This is a genomic window from Mycolicibacterium houstonense (genome assembly GCF_900078665.2).
GTDB classification, from domain to species: Bacteria; Actinomycetota; Actinomycetes; order Mycobacteriales; family Mycobacteriaceae; genus Mycobacterium; species Mycobacterium houstonense.
In genome coordinates this window covers 4,298,947-4,318,259 of the sequence record NZ_LT546207.1, presented here as the reverse complement: position 1 = coordinate 4,318,259, position 19,313 = coordinate 4,298,947, and the positions used below count along the sequence as shown (strand labels likewise).

Sequence of the window (19,313 nt, the reverse complement as noted above, 5' to 3'; positions counted from 1 at the left end):
AACATGGTGCGACGGATATGGGCGCTGGCTTCAGCAGCCGCGATTGCCGGCATGGCCGCGGTCGGACTGACAACAGGCTCCGCACAGGCCAGTCCGGCATGTCCGGACGTGCACTGGATCGGTGTCGCCGGTTCCGGGGAGCGTGACGACCCGACAGCCGACGCCGGCATGGGCCGGGTGGTCTACAACTCGCTGCGCGACTTCTCCGGATGGGTTCAGCAGGATGGGCGGACCATGACCGCGGATGCGGTGGTCTACCCGGCCGCTCCGGTGCCCGAGGACGGCGACCTGTTGGGCTGGGGCGGCTTCATGAGCAGTGTCGACGCCGGGGTGGCCGCCCTGGGGAACCAGTACGCGGCATTCACCCAGCAGTGCCCGGCATCGAAGGTCGTGCTGGCCGGGTACTCGCAGGGCGCGATGGTGGTCCACCGCAACCTGGCCGCGTTGTCGGCCAGCCCGAACCTGGCCGCCGCGCTGTTGATCGCCGACGGCGACCGGCTGCCGACGGACCCGACCATCAACCTGGGCACCGCCACCGCGGTGCGCGGCGCGGGCAAGGGCGTCGCGCAGGACTGGCCGATCCTGGCCCACGCGCCGGGCCCGCTGCCGGTCTCGGTCGGCAGCCGCACCATCAGTGTGTGCGATCGTGGCGACGCGGTCTGTGATTACGATCCCGACGCCGAAGAGGTGACGGCCCAGGCCATCGCCGTGCACACCAGCTACGCGCGGTCGAGCAGTGGCGGGTTCGGCTGGACGTGGCCGCTGTACCGGTTGGTGGCCTCGGCGCCGATGCAGCAGCAACAAGTGGTGCCGACCGAAGGTGTCGTTCACTCCTGACCAGGGCGGCTTCTGGCGTTACTCTGATTGCGCCCAGCCGACGACGGGAGCGTGTGATGTCCACATTCTGGCGGTACGTGCGCATCCAGGCTTTCGTGTTGCTGTGCGGCATCGTCGGCCCGATCTTCCTGGCCATCTATTTCTTCAGCGGCTCCGACCCGATGATGAAGTGGATGTTCTGGACCGGTCTGCTGGTCACCGCGGTCGATGTCTTGATCGCGCTGGCGCTCACCGCCGCCGGCTCGAAGTCGGCGGCGCAGAAGGAGCGGCTCGAGCAGGTCGGTGTGCTGGGGTTGGCCCAGGTCACCGGCATACATGAGACCAATACCCGCATCAACGAACAGCCGTTGGTGAAGCTGGACCTGCAGATCTCGGGACCTGGGTTCGCGCCGTTCGCCAGTCAGGACCGGGTGCTGGCCTCGGTCTCGCGCCTACCCATGATCACCAACCGCAAGCTGGTCGCGTTGGTGGATCCGACCACCAACGACTACCGGATCGACTGGGAGAGAAGCAGTCTGGTCAGCGGTCTGATGCCGGCTACGTTCACCATCGCCGAGGACAACACGACCTACGACCTCACCGGTCAATCCGGGCCACNCGGCTGCGCCGGCGGCCCCGTTCATGGCGCCCCCGGAACCGTCGACCGCGCAGCGCCTGCAGGAACTCGAAACCCTGCGTGCGACGGGCGCCGTCACCGAAGACGAATACGCGACCAAGCGGCAGCAGATCATCGCCGAACTCTGATCCGTTCTGGATCAACCCGATTGACGCATTCGGCAGTTGCGTCGCTCAAGTTCACCAGCCAGTTGCTGAGTATGTTCTATGGTTACAAGCGGATTCACGATCGTCACGGCACCGTCCAGCGCTCTGCGAAAGACGACATATGACCACGGCTGAACCGAAGACAGAAGCGGCGAGCGAGAAGGTTAGCCTGCCGACCCTGACCGCGATGGTGGTCGGATCGATGATCGGCTCGGGGGTTTTCCTGCTGCCGCGTCGGTTCGGTGCGGAGTCCGGCGTGCTGGGCGCGATCATCGCCTGGACCATCGCCGGTACGGGAATGCTGATGCTGGCGTTCGTGTTCCAGCGCCTGGCTACCCGAAAGCCCGATCTGGATGCGGGCATTTTCGCCTATGCCAAGGCCGGCTTCGGTGACTACGTCGGCTTCAACTCGGCATTCGGCTTCTGGGCCTCGGCGTGTGCGGGCAACACGTCGTACTGGGTGCTCATCATGGCCACCGCCGGTGCGCTGTTTCCCGACTTGGGCGACGGCAGCACCGTGCTCGCGGTGCTGATCTCCTCGGTGGGCGTGTGGCTGTTCTGCTACCTGATCCTGCGCGGAGTCAAGGAAGCAGCGATCATCAACCGAATCGCCACCGTTGCCAAGGTCGTTCCGATCCTGGTGTTCATCGTGATCGCGATCGTCGCCTTCAAAGCCGGTGTGTTCGCCGACAACCTCTGGGGCGGGTGGAAGCCCGAAGGCGGTTCGCCGGCTTCGGTGTTCGAACAGGCCAAGGGCACCATGCTGATCACGGTGTTCGTGTTCATGGGCATCGAAGGCGCCAGTGTGTACTCGCGTTACGCCAAGAAGCGGGAGGACGTGGGCCGGGCGACCGTGTTCGGATTCCTGTCCGTGCTCGCGGTTTTCGCGCTGGTCACCCTGGTGTCCTACGGTGTGCTGCCGCAGTCCGAACTCGCCACCGTCAACCAGCCATCCATGGCCTCGGTGCTCGAATCGATTGTCGGCCCGTGGGGTTCGGTGTTCATCAAGGTCGGCGTGGTGCTCTCGGTCTTGGGGGCGTACCTGGCCTGGACGCTGATGGCCGCCGAGATTCTCTATATCCCGGCCAAATCCGAGGACATGCCGCGTTTCCTGGCCCGCACCAACAGCCACGATGCGCCGGTGACCGCCCTGGTGATGGCCGGCGGGCTGGTGCAGCTGCTGCTCATCCTGCTGCTGTTCACCTCCGAGGCGCTCGACTTCATGCTGGACCTCACCGCGGCGCTCGCCCTGATTCCCTATTTCCTGGCCGCCGGCTACGCGCTCAAGCTGGTCCTCACCCGCGAGAGCTATGGAGATCGCCGACCGCCGCTCTCCGACGGGGTGGTGGCGGGCCTGGCCACCGTCTACACGCTGTTTCTCGTGTACGCAGCCGGTTTCGATCACCTGCTGCTGTCCTGCATTCTCTACGCCGCGGGCGCCGTGCTGTACGTGATGGCGCGCCGCGAGCGCGCGCTGCGCGTGTTCACGCCGGCCGAGGCGGTGTTGTTCGTGGTCATCCTGCTCGGTGCGGTGGCCGGAATCGTCGGCCTGGTCACCGGACAGATCCAGATCTAGTGCCTCACCTCGGGAAGGGAAGATGATGTCGAATCCGTCCGCCACGTACGGCGTGCACTCCGAGGTCGGGAAGCTGCGCAAGGTGCTGGTCTGTTCGCCCGGGCTGGCCCACGAACGGCTCACGCCCACCAACTGCGACGACCTGTTGTTCGACGACGTGCTGTGGGTGCAGAACGCGCGCCGCGACCACTTCGACTTCATGGACAAGTTGCGCGACCGCGGGGTGGAGGTCGTCGAGCTGCACAACCTGCTCACGGAGACGATGGACATCCCCGAGGCCAAGGCGTGGCTGCTGGATCGCAAGATCGTGGCCAACGAGGTGGGGCTCGGCCTGGTCGATGACACCCGCGCGTTTCTGGACTCTCTGGTCAGCCGGCGGCTCACCGAGTTCCTCATCGGCGGATTGTCGGTGCGGGATCTACCCGCCGAGATCCGTTCGGGTTACCGGGCTCTGGCGCGGGAAGAGGCCGGGGTGACCGAGTATCTGATGCCGCCGCTGCCCAACACGCTCTACACCCGTGACACCACCTGCTGGATCTACGGCGGGCTCACACTCAATCCGCTGTTCTGGCCGGCGCGCCACGACGAGACGTTGCTGATGAAGGCGATCTATCAGTTCCATCCCGACTACGTGGGTTCGACGGTGTGGTGGGGCGATCCGGAGCAGGGGTGGGGGCTGGCGACCTTCGAAGGTGGCGACGTGCTGGTGCCCGGCAACGGGGTGGTACTGATCGGCATGAGTGAACGCACGTCGCGCCAGGCCATCACCCAGGTCGCCGCGAAACTGTTCGCCGCCGGTGCCGCCGAGACGATCGTGGTGGCGGGCATGCCGAAGCTGCGTTCGGCCATGCACCTGGACACGGTGTTCACGTTCGCCGACCGGGACGTGGTCACCGTCTACCCCGAGATCGTCGACTCGATCCAGACGTTCGTGCTGCGTCCCAGCGACGCGGCGCCGGGGGTGGAGGTCGAGGAGCCCACCAAACCGTTCATCGAGGTGGTGGCCGCAGAACTGGGGTTGGGCCGGCTGCGGGTGGTCGAAACCGGCGGCACCAAGTACGACTCGGAACGGCAGCAGTGGGACAGCGGCAACAACCTCGTCGCCGTGGAGCCCGGGGTGGTGTTCGCCTACGACCGCAACACCCACACCAACTCGCTGCTGCGCAAGGCGGGCGTAGAGGTGATCACGATCGTCGGCGCCGAGCTGGGTCGCGGCCGTGGCGGTGGGCACTGCATGACCTGCCCGATCATCCGCGATCCCATTGAGTGGTAAGAGTCCAGGAACACGTTCTACTTCTGCTGTTAGCCTGTGCCCAGACTCACCGAAAGGACCCTGGGATGGCGACAGGCAACGCACCACTGGAAGGCCGGGTGGCATTCGTCACCGGCGCCGCACGCGGTCAGGGGCGCGCCCACGCGCTGCGGTTGGCCAACGACGGCGCGGACATCATCGCCATCGACGTGTGCAAGCCGGTCGACGACACCATCACCTATCCGGCCGCGACGTCCGAGGAGCTGGCCGAGACGGTCGCCGGGGTCGAGGCCGCGGGCCGCAAGGTGCTCGCGCGCGAGATCGATATCCGTGATCTGGCCGCCCAGCAACAGGTGGTCGCCGAGGGCGTCGAGCAGTTCGGCCGGCTCGACATCGTGGTGGCCAACGCCGGCGTACTGAGCTGGGGGCGGTTGTGGGAGCTCAGCCCTGAGCAGTTCGACACCGTCATCGACGTGAACCTCAACGGCACCTGGCGCACCATCCGGGCCGCGGTGCCGGCGATGATCGAGGCAGGCAACGGCGGGTCGATCATCATCGTCAGCTCGTCGGCCGGGGTGAAAGCCACCCCCGGCAACGGCCACTATGCGGCGTCCAAGCACGGCCTGGTGGCGCTGACCAACACGCTGGCTCTCGAGGTGGGCGAGTACGGCATCCGGGTCAACTCGATCCATCCGTACTCGATCGACACCCCGATGATCGAACCGGAGGCGATGGCCGAGATCTTCGGCAAGTTCCCGAGCTTCCTGCACAGCTTCGCCCCGATGCCGTATCACAAGGTGACCGACGGCAAGAACGAGGGACTTGCGGCGTTCATGGCGCCCGAGGAGGTCGCCGACGTGGTGGCCTGGCTGGCCGGTGACGGCTCGGCCACCCTGTCGGGCAGCCAGATCGCCGTCGATCGCGGCGTGCTCAAGTACTGAATCGGAGGCGGTCAGCCCGGGAGGACGAGCACCGGAACCGGGCTGTGCCGCAGGATCTTTGATCCGTGCGAACCCAGGAACACGCGGGCCACCGCGCCTCCGGGTGACGTGCCGATCGCGAGGATCTCGCCCTCGAGCCAGTCGGTGGCGTCGAGCGCGTCGCGCCAGTCGTTGCCGGTGACCACCTGCAGGTCGACGTCGTCGCCGATCACCTTGGTGTCCTTCAACCGGGTCAGCGCCTGCTGGGCCTGTTTCGCCCACTCCTGCAGGATCGAGTCCTCGGCGTGCAGGCCGACGGTAGGCGGGTACATGTTGCGTCCCCGCACCGCGAATGTCATCACGCGCATGGGGGTTTCCAGCCGCTGGCTTAGTTCGGCCACCTGCTCGACCACCGAGACGGCCTCTGGCGAGCCGGGGTAGGCACACGTGATGCGTGCCAGCGCTTCGGATTTCGGACGCCGGTAGCCGCGCGGGCTGATCGCCAGCGGCACCGGGCAGGAGTGCAGCAGCCGGTCGGCGGTCGAGCCGACGACCACCTGGCCCAGCTGCCCGTCGGCTGCCGATCCGAGCACCAGCACCTCGGCGTCGAGGGTGGCCACGGCCTCCAGCAGGCCGCCGGACACCGAGCGGTGGGCGAACTTGTGGAAGCTGACGTCCAGGCGGGCATCGAGAGCGGACACATGCTGGCGGGCCTGTTCAGCTGAGGAGGCCGCCAATTGCGCGGCGTACTCGGCATATTCGGCGTCGACGCGCGCCGGTGACGGGGTCATCCACGGCCGTGGGACGACGGTGGCCACCGCAAGTGACGTGTTGAGCGTGCGGGCCGCGCCGACCGCGAGGTGCAGCGCCGATGCGCCGCCCTTGCCTGCCAGATATCCGACGACGACGGTCATCGGGTTTCCCCGGCACCCGGCGTCGTCATCACGTCATCCTCGCCTGCCGCGGCGCCGGGGATGTAGCCGTCGCCACCGTCGTTGAGCGCGCTGTGATGTCGGCTCCACAACAGGTAGAACGCCAGCACCAGCGCGACCCACAGGCTGAACCACAGCCAGGTGATCGCGGGCAGACCGTACAGCACCATCAGGCACGCGACCACCGACAGGATCGGCGTCACCGGATAGCCGGGAACCTTGAAGGCGCGCGGCAGATTCGGCTCGCGCACCCGCAGGATGATCACCCCGATCGATACCACGATGAACGCCACCAGGGTTCCGATCGACACCAGGTCCCACAGGTAGTCCAGCGGTACGAAGCCGGCCAGCGTTCCGGTGACCGCCGCGACGACGATGGTGTTGTTCACCGGGGTCATGCTGCGCGGGTTGACCTTGGCGAACATCGGCGGCAGCAGTCCGTCGCGGCCCATCGCGAACAGGATCCTGGTCTGCCCGTACATCACCACCAGGGTCACTGAGAAGATCGAAATCACCGCTCCCACAGCCAGAATGGTGCTGGCCCAGGTCTGGCCGTGCAGGATGTTGGTGAGCATCACCGACAGCCCGGCCTCGGCCTGCGCCTCGGATCCGAACTGTTCGGCGGGCTGGGCGCCCAGCCCGGCGAATGCCACGAGCAGGTAGACGCCGGTGACGACGACCAAGGCGCCGATGATCGCCCGCGGCATGGTCTTCTGCGGGTTCTTGACCTCGTCGCCGGCCGTCGAGACCGCGTCCAGCCCGATGAAGGTGAAGAAGATGGAACTCGCGGCGAGGGTGATGCCGCCGAAACCCTTGTCCCAGAAGCCGGCGAAATGGTCGGTGTTGAACGCGGTGAACGCGACGGCGACGAACAGGCCGAGCACGCACAGTTTGAGGATCACCATCACGGTGTTGACCGCCGCGGACTCGCTGGCCCCGCGGATCAGCAGGAGTGCGCACATGATGATGAGGACCATGGCCGGCAGGTTGACGATGCCGGGGTTCTCGCCCCATGGCGCCGTGGACAGCGCGTGCGGCAACCGCCAGCCGAATAGATTCTCCAGCAGCTTGTTGAGGTAGCCGCTCCATCCGACTGCCGTCGCGGACATGGAGACGCCGTACTCCAACAGGAGACACGCGGCGACGCCCATCGCCACGAATTCGCCCATCGTGGTGTAGGCGTAGGAATAGGTGGAGCCCGAAACCGGGACCGCAGAGGCCATTTCCGCATAGCACAGGGCCGACAGCCCGGCGGCGATGCCGGCCAGGACGAACGACACGAGCACGGCGGGACCGGCCTCGGGCACGGCTTCCTGCAACACGAGGAAGATGCCGGTGCCGACGGTCGCGCCGACGCCGAACAGGGTCAGCTGGAACGTGCCGATACTTCGTCGGAGGTGATCGGACGCACCGTGAGCGACCGGAGCTCCCATGACCGGTCGTCGTCGCAACATCTGGCCGGTCAGGCTGTTGGCTGGGGCGGACATGGAGCCTCCTTGCTGCCGATCAACCGATTATCGGCGGGCCTCGGCCAGAGCGTCGGTGAATCGGTCAATGGCCCAGTCGAGCTCGTCGGCCGTCACCACCAGGGGCGGAGCGAACCGCAGCGTCGAACCGTGAGTGTCCTTGACCAGCACGCCCCTCTCGGCCAGCGCGAGGCTTAACTGCTTGCCGGAGCCCAACGCCGGGTCGATGTCCACCCCGGCCCACAGGCCCATCCCGCGCACCGCCTGCACCCCCTGACCGATCAGGCCGGTGAGGCGCTCGTGCAGGTGGTTCCCGAGCTCGGTTGAGCGGTATTGGAATTCGCCGCGTTTCAGCATTCCCACCACGGTCGTGCCGATGGCTGCGGCCAGCGGGTTGCCGCCGAAGGTGGAGCCGTGCTCGCCGGGATGGAGCACCCCGAGCACGTCGCGGTCGGCGACCACCGCCGACAGCGGCACCACGCCGCCGCCGAGAGCCTTGCCGAGCAGATAGACGTCGGGAATCACGCCCCAGTGGTCACACGCGAAGGTCCGCCCGGTGCGAGCCAGGCCGGACTGGATCTCGTCGGCGATCATCAGCACGTTGTTCCCGGAGCAGATTTCGCGGACCCGGGGCAGGTATTCGGCGGGCGGGACGATGATGCCGGCCTCGCCCTGGATCGGTTCGATCAGCACCGCTGCGGTGTTCGCGTCGATCGCGTCGGCCACGGCCCGGTGATCCCCGAAGGGCACCGAACGGAAGCCGGGGGTGTACGGGCCGAAGCCGCGGCGCGCGGTCTCGTCGTCGGAGAAGCTGATGATGGTGGTGGTGCGGCCGTGGAAGTTGTTGTGTGCCACCACGATATTGGACTCTCCGGCCGACACGCCCTTGACGTCGGCGGCCCACTTGCGGGCCACCTTGATGCCGCTCTCCACGGCCTCGGCGCCGCTGTTCATCGGCAGCACCATGTCCTTGCCGCACAATTCGGCCAAGGCCGCGGCGAACGGTCCCAGCCGGTCGGAGTGAAAGGCGCGGCTCACCAGCGTGAGCCGGTCGAGCTGGGCGTGCGCGGTGGCGATGATCTCGGGATGCCGGTGGCCGAAGTTGACCGCCGAATAGGCGGCCAGGCAGTCCAGGTAGCGCCGGCCGTTGACGTCGGTGATCCAGGCGCCCTCGGCGTGGGCCGCGACCACCGGCAGCGGTGAGTAGTTGTGGACGACATGGCGATCGTCGAGCGCGATCGCCGCTGCGGTCGCGGAGTCCGGAGTGGCCTGGCTCTCCACACTGTCCAGCATGGTCATCGAGGTAGCTCCAGCGTGCAGCATTTGACGGATCCTCCGCCTTTGAGGAGTTCGGACAGGTCGACGCCGATCGGTTCGAACCCGGCCCGGCCCAGTTGGCCGGCGAATCCGGTGGCGGCCGAGGGCATCACCACGTGCCTGCCGTCGGACACCACGTTCAGGCCGAGGACGTACGCGTCGGCCGAGCCGACTTCGATGGCGTCACTGAACAGTTCGGCGAGGCGGCGGCGGGCGTCGTCGCTGAAGGCCGGGGGATAGTAGGCGATGGTCGTGTCGTCGAGCACGGCCAGCGCGGTGTCGAGGTGATAGAAGCGCGGGTCGACGAGTTCCAGGCTGGTCACCGCCAGCCCGGTCACGGCCGAGATCTCGTCGTGGGCGCGGCGGTCGGTGCGAAAACCATAACCCGCCAACAGTGTTCGCCCGACGAGCAACAGATCGCCCTGGCCCTCGTTGAGGTGCTCGGTGCGCACCGTGCGGTAGCCGCGGCTGTCCATCCATTCGGCGTAGGCGTCGGCCTCGGCTGCCCGCTGCGGGTATGCGAAGCGGGCCACCACGGCGATGTCCCCGGCCAGGAAGCCACCGTTGGCGGCGTACACCATGTCGGGCAGTCCCTGGCGCGGCGTCACCAGTTCGACGCGGTGACCGAGATCGGCGTAGACCCGGCGCAACGTGTCCCACTGCTGGAGCGCGAGCTCGGTGTCCACCGGGGTGGAGGTGTCCATCCACGGGTTGATGGCGTATTCGACGGTGAAGTACTCCGGTGCGGTCATGGCGTAGTGGCGCAGTGTCGCGGTCCGGATGGGCGTGGTCGTGGTTTCGGGCGCAGCGTCGGGCATGACTTCCTCGGAAATCGTCATGGATCGACGATATGAAGGAGTGTTGACGCAATCAATCGCTTCTTGTTGCGCGATATCCAGCGATATATTGCATGAAGTTCGAGTTCGCGGTTTTTTGTTGCGTGGAGGGCGATGTGGAGCGGCTGGACGCCACCGATGAGCGGATTTTGGCCGAACTGACCGAGAATGCCCGGGCGACGTTCGCCGAGATCGGGCAGCAGGTGAATCTGTCGGCGCCCGCGGTCAAGCGCCGGGTGGACCGCATGGTCGCCGACGGCGTGATCCGGGGTTTCACCACGGTGATCGACCGCAACGTTCTCGGTTGGCGCACCGAGGCGTATGTGCAGGTGTTCTGTCAGGGCACGATCGCCCCGGACCAGTTGCGCGCGGCCTGGATCGACATCCCCGAAGTGGTCAGTGCGGCAACGGTGACCGGCACCGCCGACGCCATCCTGCACGTGCTGGCGCGCGACATGCGCCACCTCGAGGAGGCGCTGGAGCGGATCCGTTCGACGGCTCGAATCGAGCGCAGCGAGAGCATCGTGGTGCTGACCAACGTCATCGATCGCGGCCGGTCGTGACGGGAGGTGTGATGTGAGCCGGCGGCCTGCGCAAACGTAGGGTGGCGCACAACGTCCGGCGGCGATCGTGTAAAAACCCCACGTGACTACTTCAACGGGATCAGTGGCGGGCATCGTCATCGTCGGTGGCGGCCTGGCCGCGGCCCGGACGGCCGAGCAGCTGCGCCGATCGGAGTACGCCGGGCCCATCACGATCGTCAGCGACGAGGACCATCTGCCCTACGACCGGCCGCCGCTGTCCAAGGAAGTGCTGCGCGCCGAGACCGACGACGTCACGCTCAAGCCGGCCGAGTTCTACGCCGAGAACGACATCACGCTGCGGCTCGGCTCCGCGGCGCAGTCGGTCGACACCGCCGCAAAGTCGCTGAAGCTGGCCGACGGCAGCGATGTCGCATACGACGAGCTCATCATCGCCACCGGCCTGGTGCCCAAGCGCATCCGGTCCTTCGGCGATCTGGCCGGGATCCACGTGTTGCGGTCCTACGACGAGAGCATGGCCCTGCGTGAGCACGCCGGCAATGCCCGGCGTGCGGTGGTGGTGGGCGCCGGCTTCATCGGCTGCGAGGTGGCCGCCAGCCTGCGCAAGCTGGGTGTCGAGGTGGTGCTCGTAGAACCGCAGCCGACGCCGCTGGCCTCCGTGCTGGGCGAGCAGATCGGGGCCCTGGTGACCCGGCTGCACCAGGCCGAGGGTGTGGATGTGCGCTGCGGGGTCGGCGTCAACGAGGTGCGCGGCACCGACAAGGTGGAAGGCGTCGTGCTGGGTGACGGCACCGAGCTCGAAGCCGATCTGGTGGTGGTCGGCATCGGCTCCCATCCCGCCGTCGACTGGCTCGAGGGCAGCGGGATCGAGCTCGACAACGGCGTGGTGTGCGACGATCTCGGCCGCGCCAGCGCTCCCAACGTGTGGGCCATCGGCGACGTCGCTTCGTGGCGAGATCACGTGGGAGGCCAAGCGCGCGTGGAACATTGGAGCAATGTCGCCGACCAGGCCCGGGCCATGGTGCCGGCGTTGCTTGGCCGGGAGGCCTCGCCCGTGGTGTCGGTGCCGTACTTCTGGAGCGATCAGTACGACGTCAAGATCCAGTGCCTGGGTGAGCCCGAGGCCGACGACGTCGTGCACGTGGTCGAGGACGACGGCCGCAAGTTCCTGGCCTACTACGAACGCGACGGCGTGCTGGTGGGCGTGGTGGGCGGCGGCATGCCGGGCAAGGTGATGAAGGCCCGAGGCAAGATCGCCGCGGGTGCCCCCATCTCCGACATCCTGGGCTGACCTTCCCTGCGATTTGTGCACCTGCCGTAACGCCAGGCGTTACGGCAGGTGCACAAATCGCGCTAGAACTGGCCGAGGTAGAACCGGCCGCCCTGGTCGTCGGTGCACTCGGCCATCAATCCGTAATCCTGGCGTGACGGCTGTTGCAGCACGGTGCCGCCGGCCTCGATGACCCGGGCGACCGCGGCGTCGATGTCGGTGACCGTCCACATCGGCACCGTGGCGGTCCGCGCGGCACCGCCGGCCACACCCGACATCGGCTGACTGCCCTGCACACCCCAGCCGTCGTCGATCCGGCCGGGCTCGAAGGTCCAGAACAACACTCGGCTGTAGAACGCCTTGAATGCGGTGGAGTCGGCGACTTCGTAGGTGAGGTACGAAAGCTCGCCCGGCCCTGAACCATTCAGCTCCGGCCGTGGCGTACCCGGTGCGGGCACGAACACCGCGAACGGAGTTCCGGCCGGATCGGTGGCGTCCAGCACGGTGCCGAAATCGAACTCCTGGGCCTGGCCGGGCTCGCCGCCACCGGCCTGGATCGCCTGGCGGGCGCCGTCCAGATCGGTCACCGCATAGCAGCAGAACAGGTTGGCCGGGCCGGGGACGCCGAAGATGCCGATGCGCTGCCTGGTGTTGGTCACCTGCCGGGTGACGGGGTCATAGGTCCAGCCCAGCACGTGACCGTAGAAGGCCGCGGCCCGCTCGGCATCCGGGGCCCAGACGGAGACGTAGCCGACATCGCCGTGCTGGATCGGCACGGCGGCCCCGGTCACCGGCCCGGACAGCATCCAGCGGTGGCCCGACGGGTCGATGATCGCAGCGTTGCGCGTGCCGTAGTTCTCATACGGTTCGCGTTGCACCTGTGCGCCCAGCGCGCGGGCCCGCTCCAGCGTCGCGTCGGTGTCGGGGACGCTCAGCATCAGGCTCACCGAGTTCGCTTGCGGTGCCGGTGCTTTCAATCCCATCTCGGGATACTCGTCGGCCAGGTACAACACGCCGCCGGCGAGCTCGAGCTCGGCGTGGCCGATGCGCCCATCGTCCATCACGATGGGCTCGCCGACCTGTACCGCCCCCAGGGCATCGATGTACCAGGCGATCGCGGCGCGGGCGTCGGGCACGGCCAGGTACGCGATGGCCGCTGAGCGCGGGGGAACCTGCGCGGCCGGGACCGGGTTGTTCAGTTCGTCGATGGCAGTGTCGGTTCCACTCATGTCAACTCCTTCGGAATGGGCGGGGAGGGTCAGCGCCGATTCCAGCCGGGCCCGCAGCCGGGCCGCGAACCCCGGGTCGGGGGACACCGGATGGTCCGCGCCGGTCAGCACGGTCAGCGGATCGTGGCTGTTGTTCACGACGTCCCTCCTTCCGGTGTGGGGTTCTCGGCGGGATACTCGGATCTGAACGCGCGGCGTGCCCGGACCAGCAGGGCCTCGGTGGCGTGCACGGTGCGGCCGATCAACTCGGCGCACTCGGGCACCGAGCAGTCGTCCAGGTAGCGCAGTGCCAGCACGGTGCGGTGGTGTTCGGGCAGCCGCGCCAAAACCGACTCGGCGACAATGCGATCCAGTTCGGCATCCCAGTCGTCGGCAGGATCCACCGGCTCGGGCAGCTCGGCCACCGGCACGGTGAACCGGTCGTGCCGCCTGCGGTAATGGTCGGCCAGCTTGTGCCGGGCCACCCCGATCAGCCAGGGCACCGTGATCGACGGCGGCGACGGTCTGCGGGCCGCGTCCATCGCGGCCAGGAACGTCTCCGACGTCAGGTCCTCGGCGGTTCCGCGGTCACCGCAGCGTCGTACGAAGTAGCCGTACACCACTGGCAGGGCCTGGTCGTAGCACCTCATCAGCAACCGCGGAGCGTCAGTTTCGGCGCTCACACTCTTATCGTCGCCGTCCGGCCCGAAACTCCGACGGGCTTGCGCGAAGAATTTTCGGCGAAAAACCATTGGCGTCGCTCAGCCGGGGTGCGCCATGGTGGTTGGCGTGGTGGATGTCGACGCATTTGTGCGGGACGGCTTTGTCAAGATCGAGCAGGCCGTCCCGGACGAAATCGCCGATGCGGCCAGGGATCTGCTCTGGTCCCAGATCGGGCTGTCCGCGCACGAGCCGGGCTCGTGGGCCGAGCCGGTGGTGTGGACGGCCGATCTGACCGGTCAAGGCCCGTTCCGGCCGCTGGTGGGCAACACGGCGCTCACCGATGCCCTCGATGCGATCTGCGGTGCCGGAGGGTGGCTGCCGCGCGGCGCCTTGGGCAACATCCCGGTGCGCTTCCCGGTCGACCCGCCCGCCGAGGACCGAGGCTGGCACATCGACCTCAACACCCCGCTCCCGGGCGGCGATTGGGCGGTAACCGGACGCCCGCACACCGTTCTGGTGCTGACCCTGCTGTCGGAGATCGGTTTCGCCGATGCCCCCACCCGGATCCGGGTCGGGTCACACCGCGACGTCGCCGGGGTGCTCGGGCCGGATCCGGTGGACTTCATCGAATCGGGTGCGTTGGTGGACGGGGCCAGCCGCGACCGCCCNGGGTGCTGACCGGTGACTCGTTCTTCCACCTCTCGGGCCTGGGCGAGCCCGGCGCGTTGGCCGGGCTGAACCTGTGCGGTGCCGGCCGGGTGGTGTGCCTGATCGACCCGGTCGGCGACGTATACGCCTGCCCGTTCGCCATCCACGACAAGTTCCTGGCCGGAAACATCCTGGAAGACACTGGTTTTGGGGCTGGCTTCCAGAACGTCTGGCAGAACTCCACGCTGTTCCGCGAGCTGCGTGAGCCCCAGTCGGCCGGTGCCTGCAGCGGGTGCGGGCACTACGACGCCTGCCGGGGCGGCTGCATGGCGGCCAAGTTCTTCACCGGTCTGCCGATGGACGGGCCGGACCCGGAGTGCGTCGAAGGATGGGGCGAGCCGGCCCTGGCCAAGGAACGCATCAAGCCCAAGCCCAGTGGTGATCACTCCCGCGGCACCAAACAGGGACCGGTGGCGCTCAAGTTGCTCACCAAGCCGCCTGCCCGCTTCTGTAACGAAAGTCCGGTGTAACTCCATGGCACGCGATACCTGGTTCGAGACCGTCGCCATCGCCCAGGAACGGGCGAAGAAGCGGCTGCCCAAGTCGGCCTACTCTTCGCTGATCTCTGCCAGCGAGAAGGGCGTGACGGTCTCCGACAATGTCCAGGCCTTCTCCGAGCTCGGCTTCGCCCCGCACGTCGTCGGCGCCACCGAGAAGCGTGAGATGGCCACAACGGTGATGGGCCAAGACATTTCGATGCCGGTCATCATCTCGCCGACCGGTGTGCAGGCGGTCGATCCGGACGGCGAGGTGGCGGTGGCCCGGGCCGCCGCGGCGCGCGGCACCGCGATGGGGCTGTCCTCGTTCGCCAGCAAGCCGATGGAGGAAGTCACCGCCGTCAACGACAAGATCTTCTTCCAGATCTACTGGCTCGGGTCCCGTGACGAGATCGCCGAGCGCGTGCAGCGCGCCAAGGACGCGGGCGCCGTCGGGTTGATCGCGACCACCGACTGGAGCTTCAGCCACGGCCGTGACTGGGGTAGCCCGAAGATCCCGGAGCGAATGGATCTGCGCACGATGCTGCGGATGTCTCCGGAGGTGCTCACCAAGCCGCGCTGGCTGTGGAGCTTCGGCAAGCACCTGCGGCCGCCGGACCTGCGGGTGCCCAACCAGGGCAGGCGCGGGGAGCCCGGCCCGACGTTCTTCGAGGCCTACGGGCAGTGGATGGGGACCCCGCCGCCCACCTGGGAGGACATCGCGTGGCTGCGTGAGCAGTGGGGCGGCCCGTTCCTGCTGAAGGGCATGGTCCGTGTCGATGACGCCAAACGCGCTGTTGATGCAGGCGTTTCGGCGATCACCGTGTCCAATCACGGAGGGAACAACCTGGACGGCACTCCCGCCGCGATCCGTTGCCTGCCTGCCATCGCCGAGGCCGTCGGCGATCAGGTGGAGGTTTTGCTGGACGGCGGCATCCGCCGGGGCAGCGATGTCGTCAAGGCCGTGGCGCTCGGCGCGCGGGCCGTGATGATCGGCCGGGCCTACCTGTGGGGCCTGGCGGCCAACGGTCAGGCGGGTGTGGAGAACGTGCTGGACATCCTCAGCGGAGGTATCGACTCGGCGCTGCGCGGGTTGGCGAAGTCCTCGATCCACGACTTGACACCCGAGGACATCCTCATCCCCGAGGGCTTCACCCGCACGCTCGGCGTACCGCGGTCCGACGCCTGACGGGCTGACCGTCACCTTGAGATGCAGCGTGACGGGGGTGGCAGGTGAGACGTACGTGATGCTGACGGCAGGTGTCCGGAAAGCTAAGGGAAATCAATTGCTGCTCGTGCTCCAACAATTGGCGCACAGTAGGTGAATTCGGCCTACCATCGGCACGTGGCTTTCCCCAGCGGGCTCGGGAACTCAACGTCGAGGCAGCTACGCAGCATGTCGCCAATGTTGATCATCCCTGTGGGCTCTACCGAGCAGCATGGCCCGCACCTGCCCTTGGACACCGACACCCGCATCGCCACCGCCGTCGCCCACGCGGCACGCGAGCGGGTCGACGGTGAGACTGCCGGTGACTGGGTGGTCGCGCCGCCGGTCTGCTACGGCGCCAGCGGCGAGCACGAGGGGTTTCCGGGCACGGTGTCGATCGGTACCGACGCCTTGCGGTTGTTGCTGGTGGAGTACGGGCGGTCCGCGTCGAGCTGGGCGTCGCGCCTGGTTTTCGTCAATGGCCACGGTGGGAACGTGCAGGCGTTGGTGGCCGCGGTGACCCTGTTGCGCCAGGAGGGACGCGACGCAGGCTGGGTGCCGTGCATCGCCGCGGATGCCGATGCGCACGCGGGTCACACCGAAACATCTGTATTGCTACATATTTCGCCCGGCGATGTCTGGGCCGACGAACGGAGTCCGGGGAACACCGCCCCGCTGGCTGAGCTGATGCCGGCGATGCGGCGGGGTGGGGTTGCTGCAGTCAGCGAGCTCGGGGTGCTCGGTGANCGGCCCGGCGGCGCTGGCCGCGGCATGGGACGGGCTACCGCGCGGCTAAGGCCTCAAGGCCAGGGCGCGCCAGCTCGAAGGCTTGCGCGATGGAGCCGGTCAGCGACGCGGACTCGTCGCCGAGCCAGTGCTCATAGGCCGACAGTGCGACGCCGAGCATGAGCCATCCGACGGTCTGCGGCATCAGGTCGCCGGGGTGGGCGCCGGTCCGCTGTGCCACGTAGGTGGCGATGACCTCGCGCCAGCCGGCATACATGGTCATCGAGTAGGCCTGCAGCTCAGCGGTTCCCAGGATCACGCGCATGCGCTGGCGGTGCTGGGCCATCTCTTGCGCGTCGTAGGTGTTGAACGACAGCAGCGCATCGCGCAACGCGTCGGCCAGGGGAATCTCGGTACTCACCGTGCTGAGCAACTCGCGAAGGTGCTCAAGATGGGCGTCGAAGTCGCCCCAGGGGATGGCGTTCTTCGACGCGTAGTAGCGGAACAGGGTGCGCCGGGCGATCCCGGCCGCCTTGGCCACGTCGTCGACGCTGACCTCGTCGAACCCGCGTGCGGCGAAGAGCCCCAGGGCCACTTCGGTGATGTGGTCCTGCGTGGTGGACGGGCGCCGACCGACGCGGGGCCCGGATGCCTGTCGCATGAAACCCGCCCTTCCATTTGTGCACTCGATGCCATATTCTTGCGACTCAGGTCACAATTGTCGAGACCCACAGTTGGAAGAAAGGTGCGATTCATGGATCAGAACCCGCAGGCCGAAACCGAAACCCAGCTCGTCACCGAGACGCTCGTCGAAGAGGTCTCGATCGACGGTATGTGCGGGGTTTACTGACGGTGTCCACACAGGTCGCCGATACGGGCGGGCGCGCTGGCGCCGTCTTCGACCCGGATGCCAGCTGGCGGCTGCACCACCAGGTGGCGGTGCGGCCGGAGCCGTTCGGTGCCCTGCTGTATCACTTCGGAACCCGCAAGCTGTCGTTTCTGAAGAACCGGACGGTCGTCGAGGTGGTCAACTCCCTGGCTGATCACCCCGACGCCCGGTCCGCGTGCCGCGCGGCCGGGATTGCCGACTCCGACCAAGGCCCGTACCTGCATGCGTTGAGCGTGCTGGTGTCCTCGAAGATGCTCATCCCCGGGAATCCACAATGACTTCTGTTGCCCCCGTCCCAAGGCTCGTCGACCAGTTCGAGCGCGGGCTCGACGCCCCGATCTGCCTGACCTGGGAGCTCACCTACGCCTGCAACCTGGCGTGCGTGCACTGCCTGTCCTCGTCGGGCAAGCGTGATCCGCGCGAGTTGTCCACGCAGCAGTGCAAGGACATCATCGACGAGCTGGAACGCATGCAGGTGTTCTACGTGAACATCGGCGGCGGCGAACCCACTGTGCGCCCGGACTTTTGGGAGCTGGTCGATTACGCGACCGAGCACCATGTCGGGGTCAAGTTCTCCACCAACGGGGTGCGCATCACGCCCGAGGTGGCCGCCAAGCTGGCCGCCAGCGACTACGTCGACGTGCAGATCTCCCTGGACGGCGCCAATGCCGAGGTCAACGACGCCGTGCGCGGCAAGGGCTCCTTCGACATGGCCGTGCGGGCGCTGGAAAACCTTGCCGCCGCGGGCTTTTCCGATGCGAAGATCTCGGTGGTGGTGACCCGCCACAACGTCGACCAGCTCGATGAGTTCAAGGCGCTGGCCGATCGGTACGGGGCCACGCTGCGGATCACCCGGTTGCGCCCGTCGGGCCGTGGTGCCGACGTCTGGGACGAGCTGCATCCGACCGCCGACCAGCAGCGGCAGCTGTACAACTGGCTGGTGTCCCACGGTGAGCGGGTGCTGACCGGTGACTCGTTCTTCCACCTCTCGGGCCTGGGCGAGCCCGGCGCGTTGGCCGGGCTGAACCTGTGCGGTGCCGGCCGGGTGGTGTGCCTGATCGACCCGGTCGGCGACGTATACGCCTGCCCGTTCGCCATCCACGACAAGTTCCTGGCCGGAAACATCCTGGAAGACACTGGTTTTGGGGCTGGCTTCCAGAACGTCTGGCAGAACTCCACGCTGTTCCGCGAGCTGCGTGAGCCCCAGTCGGCCGGTGCCTGCAGCGGGTGCGGGCACTACGACGCCTGCCGGGGCGGCTGCATGGCGGCCAAGTTCTTCACCGGTCTGCCGATGGACGGGCCGGACCCGGAGTGCGTCGAAGGATGGGGCGAGCCGGCCCTGGCCAAGGAACGCATCAAGCCCAAGCCCAGTGGTGATCACTCCCGCGGCACCAAACAGGGACCGGTGGCGCTCAAGTTGCTCACCAAGCCGCCTGCCCGCTTCTGTAACGAAAGTCCGGTGTAACTCCATGGCACGCGATACCTGGTTCGAGACCGTCGCCATCGCCCAGGAACGGGCGAAGAAGCGGCTGCCCAAGTCGGCCTACTCTTCGCTGATCTCTGCCAGCGAGAAGGGCGTGACGGTCTCCGACAATGTCCAGGCCTTCTCCGAGCTCGGCTTCGCCCCGCACGTCGTCGGCGCCACCGAGAAGCGTGAGATGGCCACAACGGTGATGGGCCAAGACATTTCGATGCCGGTCATCATCTCGCCGACCGGTGTGCAGGC

The 19,313-nt window shown here is 67.4% G+C and carries 18 protein-coding genes and 4 pseudogenes; 15 read left to right on the top strand and 7 right to left on the bottom strand.

Going from position 1 to position 19,313, the window contains the following annotated elements:
* The first annotated feature begins 51 nt into the window (after positions 1–51).
* The 5 genes and pseudogenes from BN4332_RS21640 (at position 52) to BN4332_RS21620 (ending at position 5,368) form a co-directional block, all read left to right on the top strand.
* Complete coding sequence (locus BN4332_RS21640) at positions 52–837, top strand: cutinase family protein (protein WP_235654167.1); 786 nt, start codon at positions 52–54, stop codon at positions 835–837.
* A gap of 56 nt (positions 838–893) precedes the next feature.
* Positions 894–1,581, top strand: a pseudogene (locus tag BN4332_RS21635) (SHOCT domain-containing protein).
* A 139-nt stretch (positions 1,582–1,720) separates the two neighbouring features.
* Positions 1,721–3,175, top strand: a complete 1,455-nt coding sequence (locus BN4332_RS21630; RefSeq protein ID WP_066901486.1) for a basic amino acid/polyamine antiporter — start codon at positions 1,721–1,723, stop codon at positions 3,173–3,175.
* A 25-nt stretch (positions 3,176–3,200) separates the two neighbouring features.
* Positions 3,201–4,448 (top strand): arginine deiminase, encoded by a 1,248-nt coding sequence (locus BN4332_RS21625; RefSeq protein ID WP_066901523.1) that lies wholly within the window; start codon positions 3,201–3,203, stop codon positions 4,446–4,448.
* A 65-nt stretch (positions 4,449–4,513) separates the two neighbouring features.
* Positions 4,514–5,368 (top strand): mycofactocin-coupled SDR family oxidoreductase, encoded by an 855-nt coding sequence (locus BN4332_RS21620; RefSeq protein WP_066901484.1) that lies wholly within the window; start codon positions 4,514–4,516, stop codon positions 5,366–5,368.
* Positions 5,369–5,379: 11 nt separating this feature from the next.
* Here BN4332_RS21620 and BN4332_RS21615 read toward each other — a convergent pair whose 3' ends face one another.
* From BN4332_RS21615 to ddaH, 4 genes are read right to left on the bottom strand one after another with little or no spacing between them, the layout of a single operon-like run.
* Positions 5,380–6,261, bottom strand: a complete 882-nt coding sequence (locus tag BN4332_RS21615; RefSeq protein ID WP_066901483.1) for a universal stress protein — start codon at positions 6,259–6,261, stop codon at positions 5,380–5,382.
* The gene (locus BN4332_RS21610) at positions 6,258–7,766 is read right to left on the bottom strand and encodes an amino acid permease (protein WP_066901481.1); all 1,509 of its coding nucleotides are present in this window, start codon (positions 7,764–7,766) and stop codon (positions 6,258–6,260) included. The genes BN4332_RS21615 and BN4332_RS21610 overlap by 4 nt, the downstream gene beginning before the upstream one ends.
* 27 nt (positions 7,767–7,793) lie before the next feature.
* Positions 7,794–9,044, bottom strand: coding sequence for an ornithine--oxo-acid transaminase (gene rocD, locus BN4332_RS21605; protein WP_066901479.1), 1,251 nt, complete (start codon positions 9,042–9,044; stop codon positions 7,794–7,796).
* Entirely contained in the window at positions 9,041–9,880 is an 840-nt protein-coding gene (gene ddaH, locus BN4332_RS21600; RefSeq protein ID WP_235654295.1) for a dimethylargininase, read from the bottom strand. Before ddaH ends, rocD begins: the two co-directional genes overlap by 4 nt.
* Before the next feature lie 134 nt (positions 9,881–10,014).
* Between ddaH and BN4332_RS21595 the strand changes: the two genes are divergently transcribed.
* Both BN4332_RS21595 and BN4332_RS21590 read left to right on the top strand, forming a co-directional pair.
* On the top strand, positions 10,015–10,461 hold the full coding sequence (locus BN4332_RS21595; protein ID WP_066901521.1) for an Rv2324 family transcriptional regulator: 447 nt from the start codon (positions 10,015–10,017) through the stop codon (positions 10,459–10,461).
* Between the two features lie 82 nt (positions 10,462–10,543).
* Positions 10,544–11,731 (top strand): FAD-dependent oxidoreductase, encoded by a 1,188-nt coding sequence (locus BN4332_RS21590; RefSeq protein WP_066901475.1) that lies wholly within the window; start codon positions 10,544–10,546, stop codon positions 11,729–11,731.
* Between the two features lie 62 nt (positions 11,732–11,793).
* Here BN4332_RS21590 and BN4332_RS21585 read toward each other — a convergent pair whose 3' ends face one another.
* Positions 11,794–13,077, bottom strand: coding sequence for a VOC family protein (locus BN4332_RS21585; RefSeq protein ID WP_066901473.1), 1,284 nt, complete (start codon positions 13,075–13,077; stop codon positions 11,794–11,796).
* The gene (locus tag BN4332_RS21580) at positions 13,074–13,601 is read right to left on the bottom strand and encodes an RNA polymerase sigma factor (RefSeq protein ID WP_066901471.1); all 528 of its coding nucleotides are present in this window, start codon (positions 13,599–13,601) and stop codon (positions 13,074–13,076) included. Before BN4332_RS21580 ends, BN4332_RS21585 begins: the two co-directional genes overlap by 4 nt.
* Positions 13,602–13,695: 94 nt before the next feature.
* On the opposite strand from BN4332_RS21580, the pseudogene BN4332_RS21575 reads away from it, so the two are divergent.
* From BN4332_RS21575 to mftE, 4 genes and pseudogenes are all read left to right on the top strand, one after another.
* Positions 13,696–14,247: pseudogene (locus tag BN4332_RS21575) on the top strand (phytanoyl-CoA dioxygenase family protein); the annotation flags it as partial.
* 5 nt (positions 14,248–14,252) lie between these two features.
* Positions 14,253–14,759, top strand: a pseudogene (locus BN4332_RS21570) (SPASM domain-containing protein); the annotation flags it as partial.
* A 4-nt stretch (positions 14,760–14,763) separates the two neighbouring features.
* Entirely contained in the window at positions 14,764–15,954 is a 1,191-nt protein-coding gene (mftD, locus tag BN4332_RS21565) for a pre-mycofactocin synthase MftD (protein ID WP_066901469.1), read from the top strand.
* Between the two features lie 132 nt (positions 15,955–16,086).
* Positions 16,087–16,881 (top strand): mycofactocin biosynthesis peptidyl-dipeptidase MftE, encoded by a 795-nt coding sequence (mftE, locus tag BN4332_RS21560; RefSeq protein WP_435405168.1) that lies wholly within the window; start codon positions 16,087–16,089, stop codon positions 16,879–16,881.
* Here the strand turns inward: mftE and mftR are convergent.
* Positions 16,766–17,359: pseudogene (gene mftR, locus BN4332_RS21555) on the bottom strand (mycofactocin system transcriptional regulator MftR); the annotation flags it as partial. The gene mftE and the pseudogene mftR overlap by 116 nt on opposite strands.
* A 93-nt stretch (positions 17,360–17,452) precedes the next feature.
* Here mftR and mftA point away from each other — a divergent pair.
* The 4 genes from mftA to BN4332_RS21535 form a co-directional block, all read left to right on the top strand.
* The gene (mftA, locus tag BN4332_RS21550) at positions 17,453–17,548 is read left to right on the top strand and encodes a mycofactocin precursor MftA (RefSeq protein WP_003881928.1); all 96 of its coding nucleotides are present in this window, start codon (positions 17,453–17,455) and stop codon (positions 17,546–17,548) included.
* A 2-nt stretch (positions 17,549–17,550) separates the two neighbouring features.
* On the top strand, positions 17,551–17,865 hold the full coding sequence (gene mftB, locus BN4332_RS21545; RefSeq protein WP_066901464.1) for a mycofactocin biosynthesis chaperone MftB: 315 nt from the start codon (positions 17,551–17,553) through the stop codon (positions 17,863–17,865).
* Positions 17,862–19,052: a mycofactocin radical SAM maturase gene (mftC, locus tag BN4332_RS21540; RefSeq protein ID WP_066901461.1), complete on the top strand. Its 1,191-nt coding sequence runs from the start codon at positions 17,862–17,864 to the stop codon at positions 19,050–19,052. Before mftB ends, mftC begins: the two co-directional genes overlap by 4 nt.
* Positions 19,053–19,056: 4 nt before the next feature.
* Positions 19,057–19,313 (top strand): alpha-hydroxy-acid oxidizing protein (locus BN4332_RS21535; RefSeq protein ID WP_200820431.1); only part of this gene is annotated, 257 nt, incomplete at its 3' end.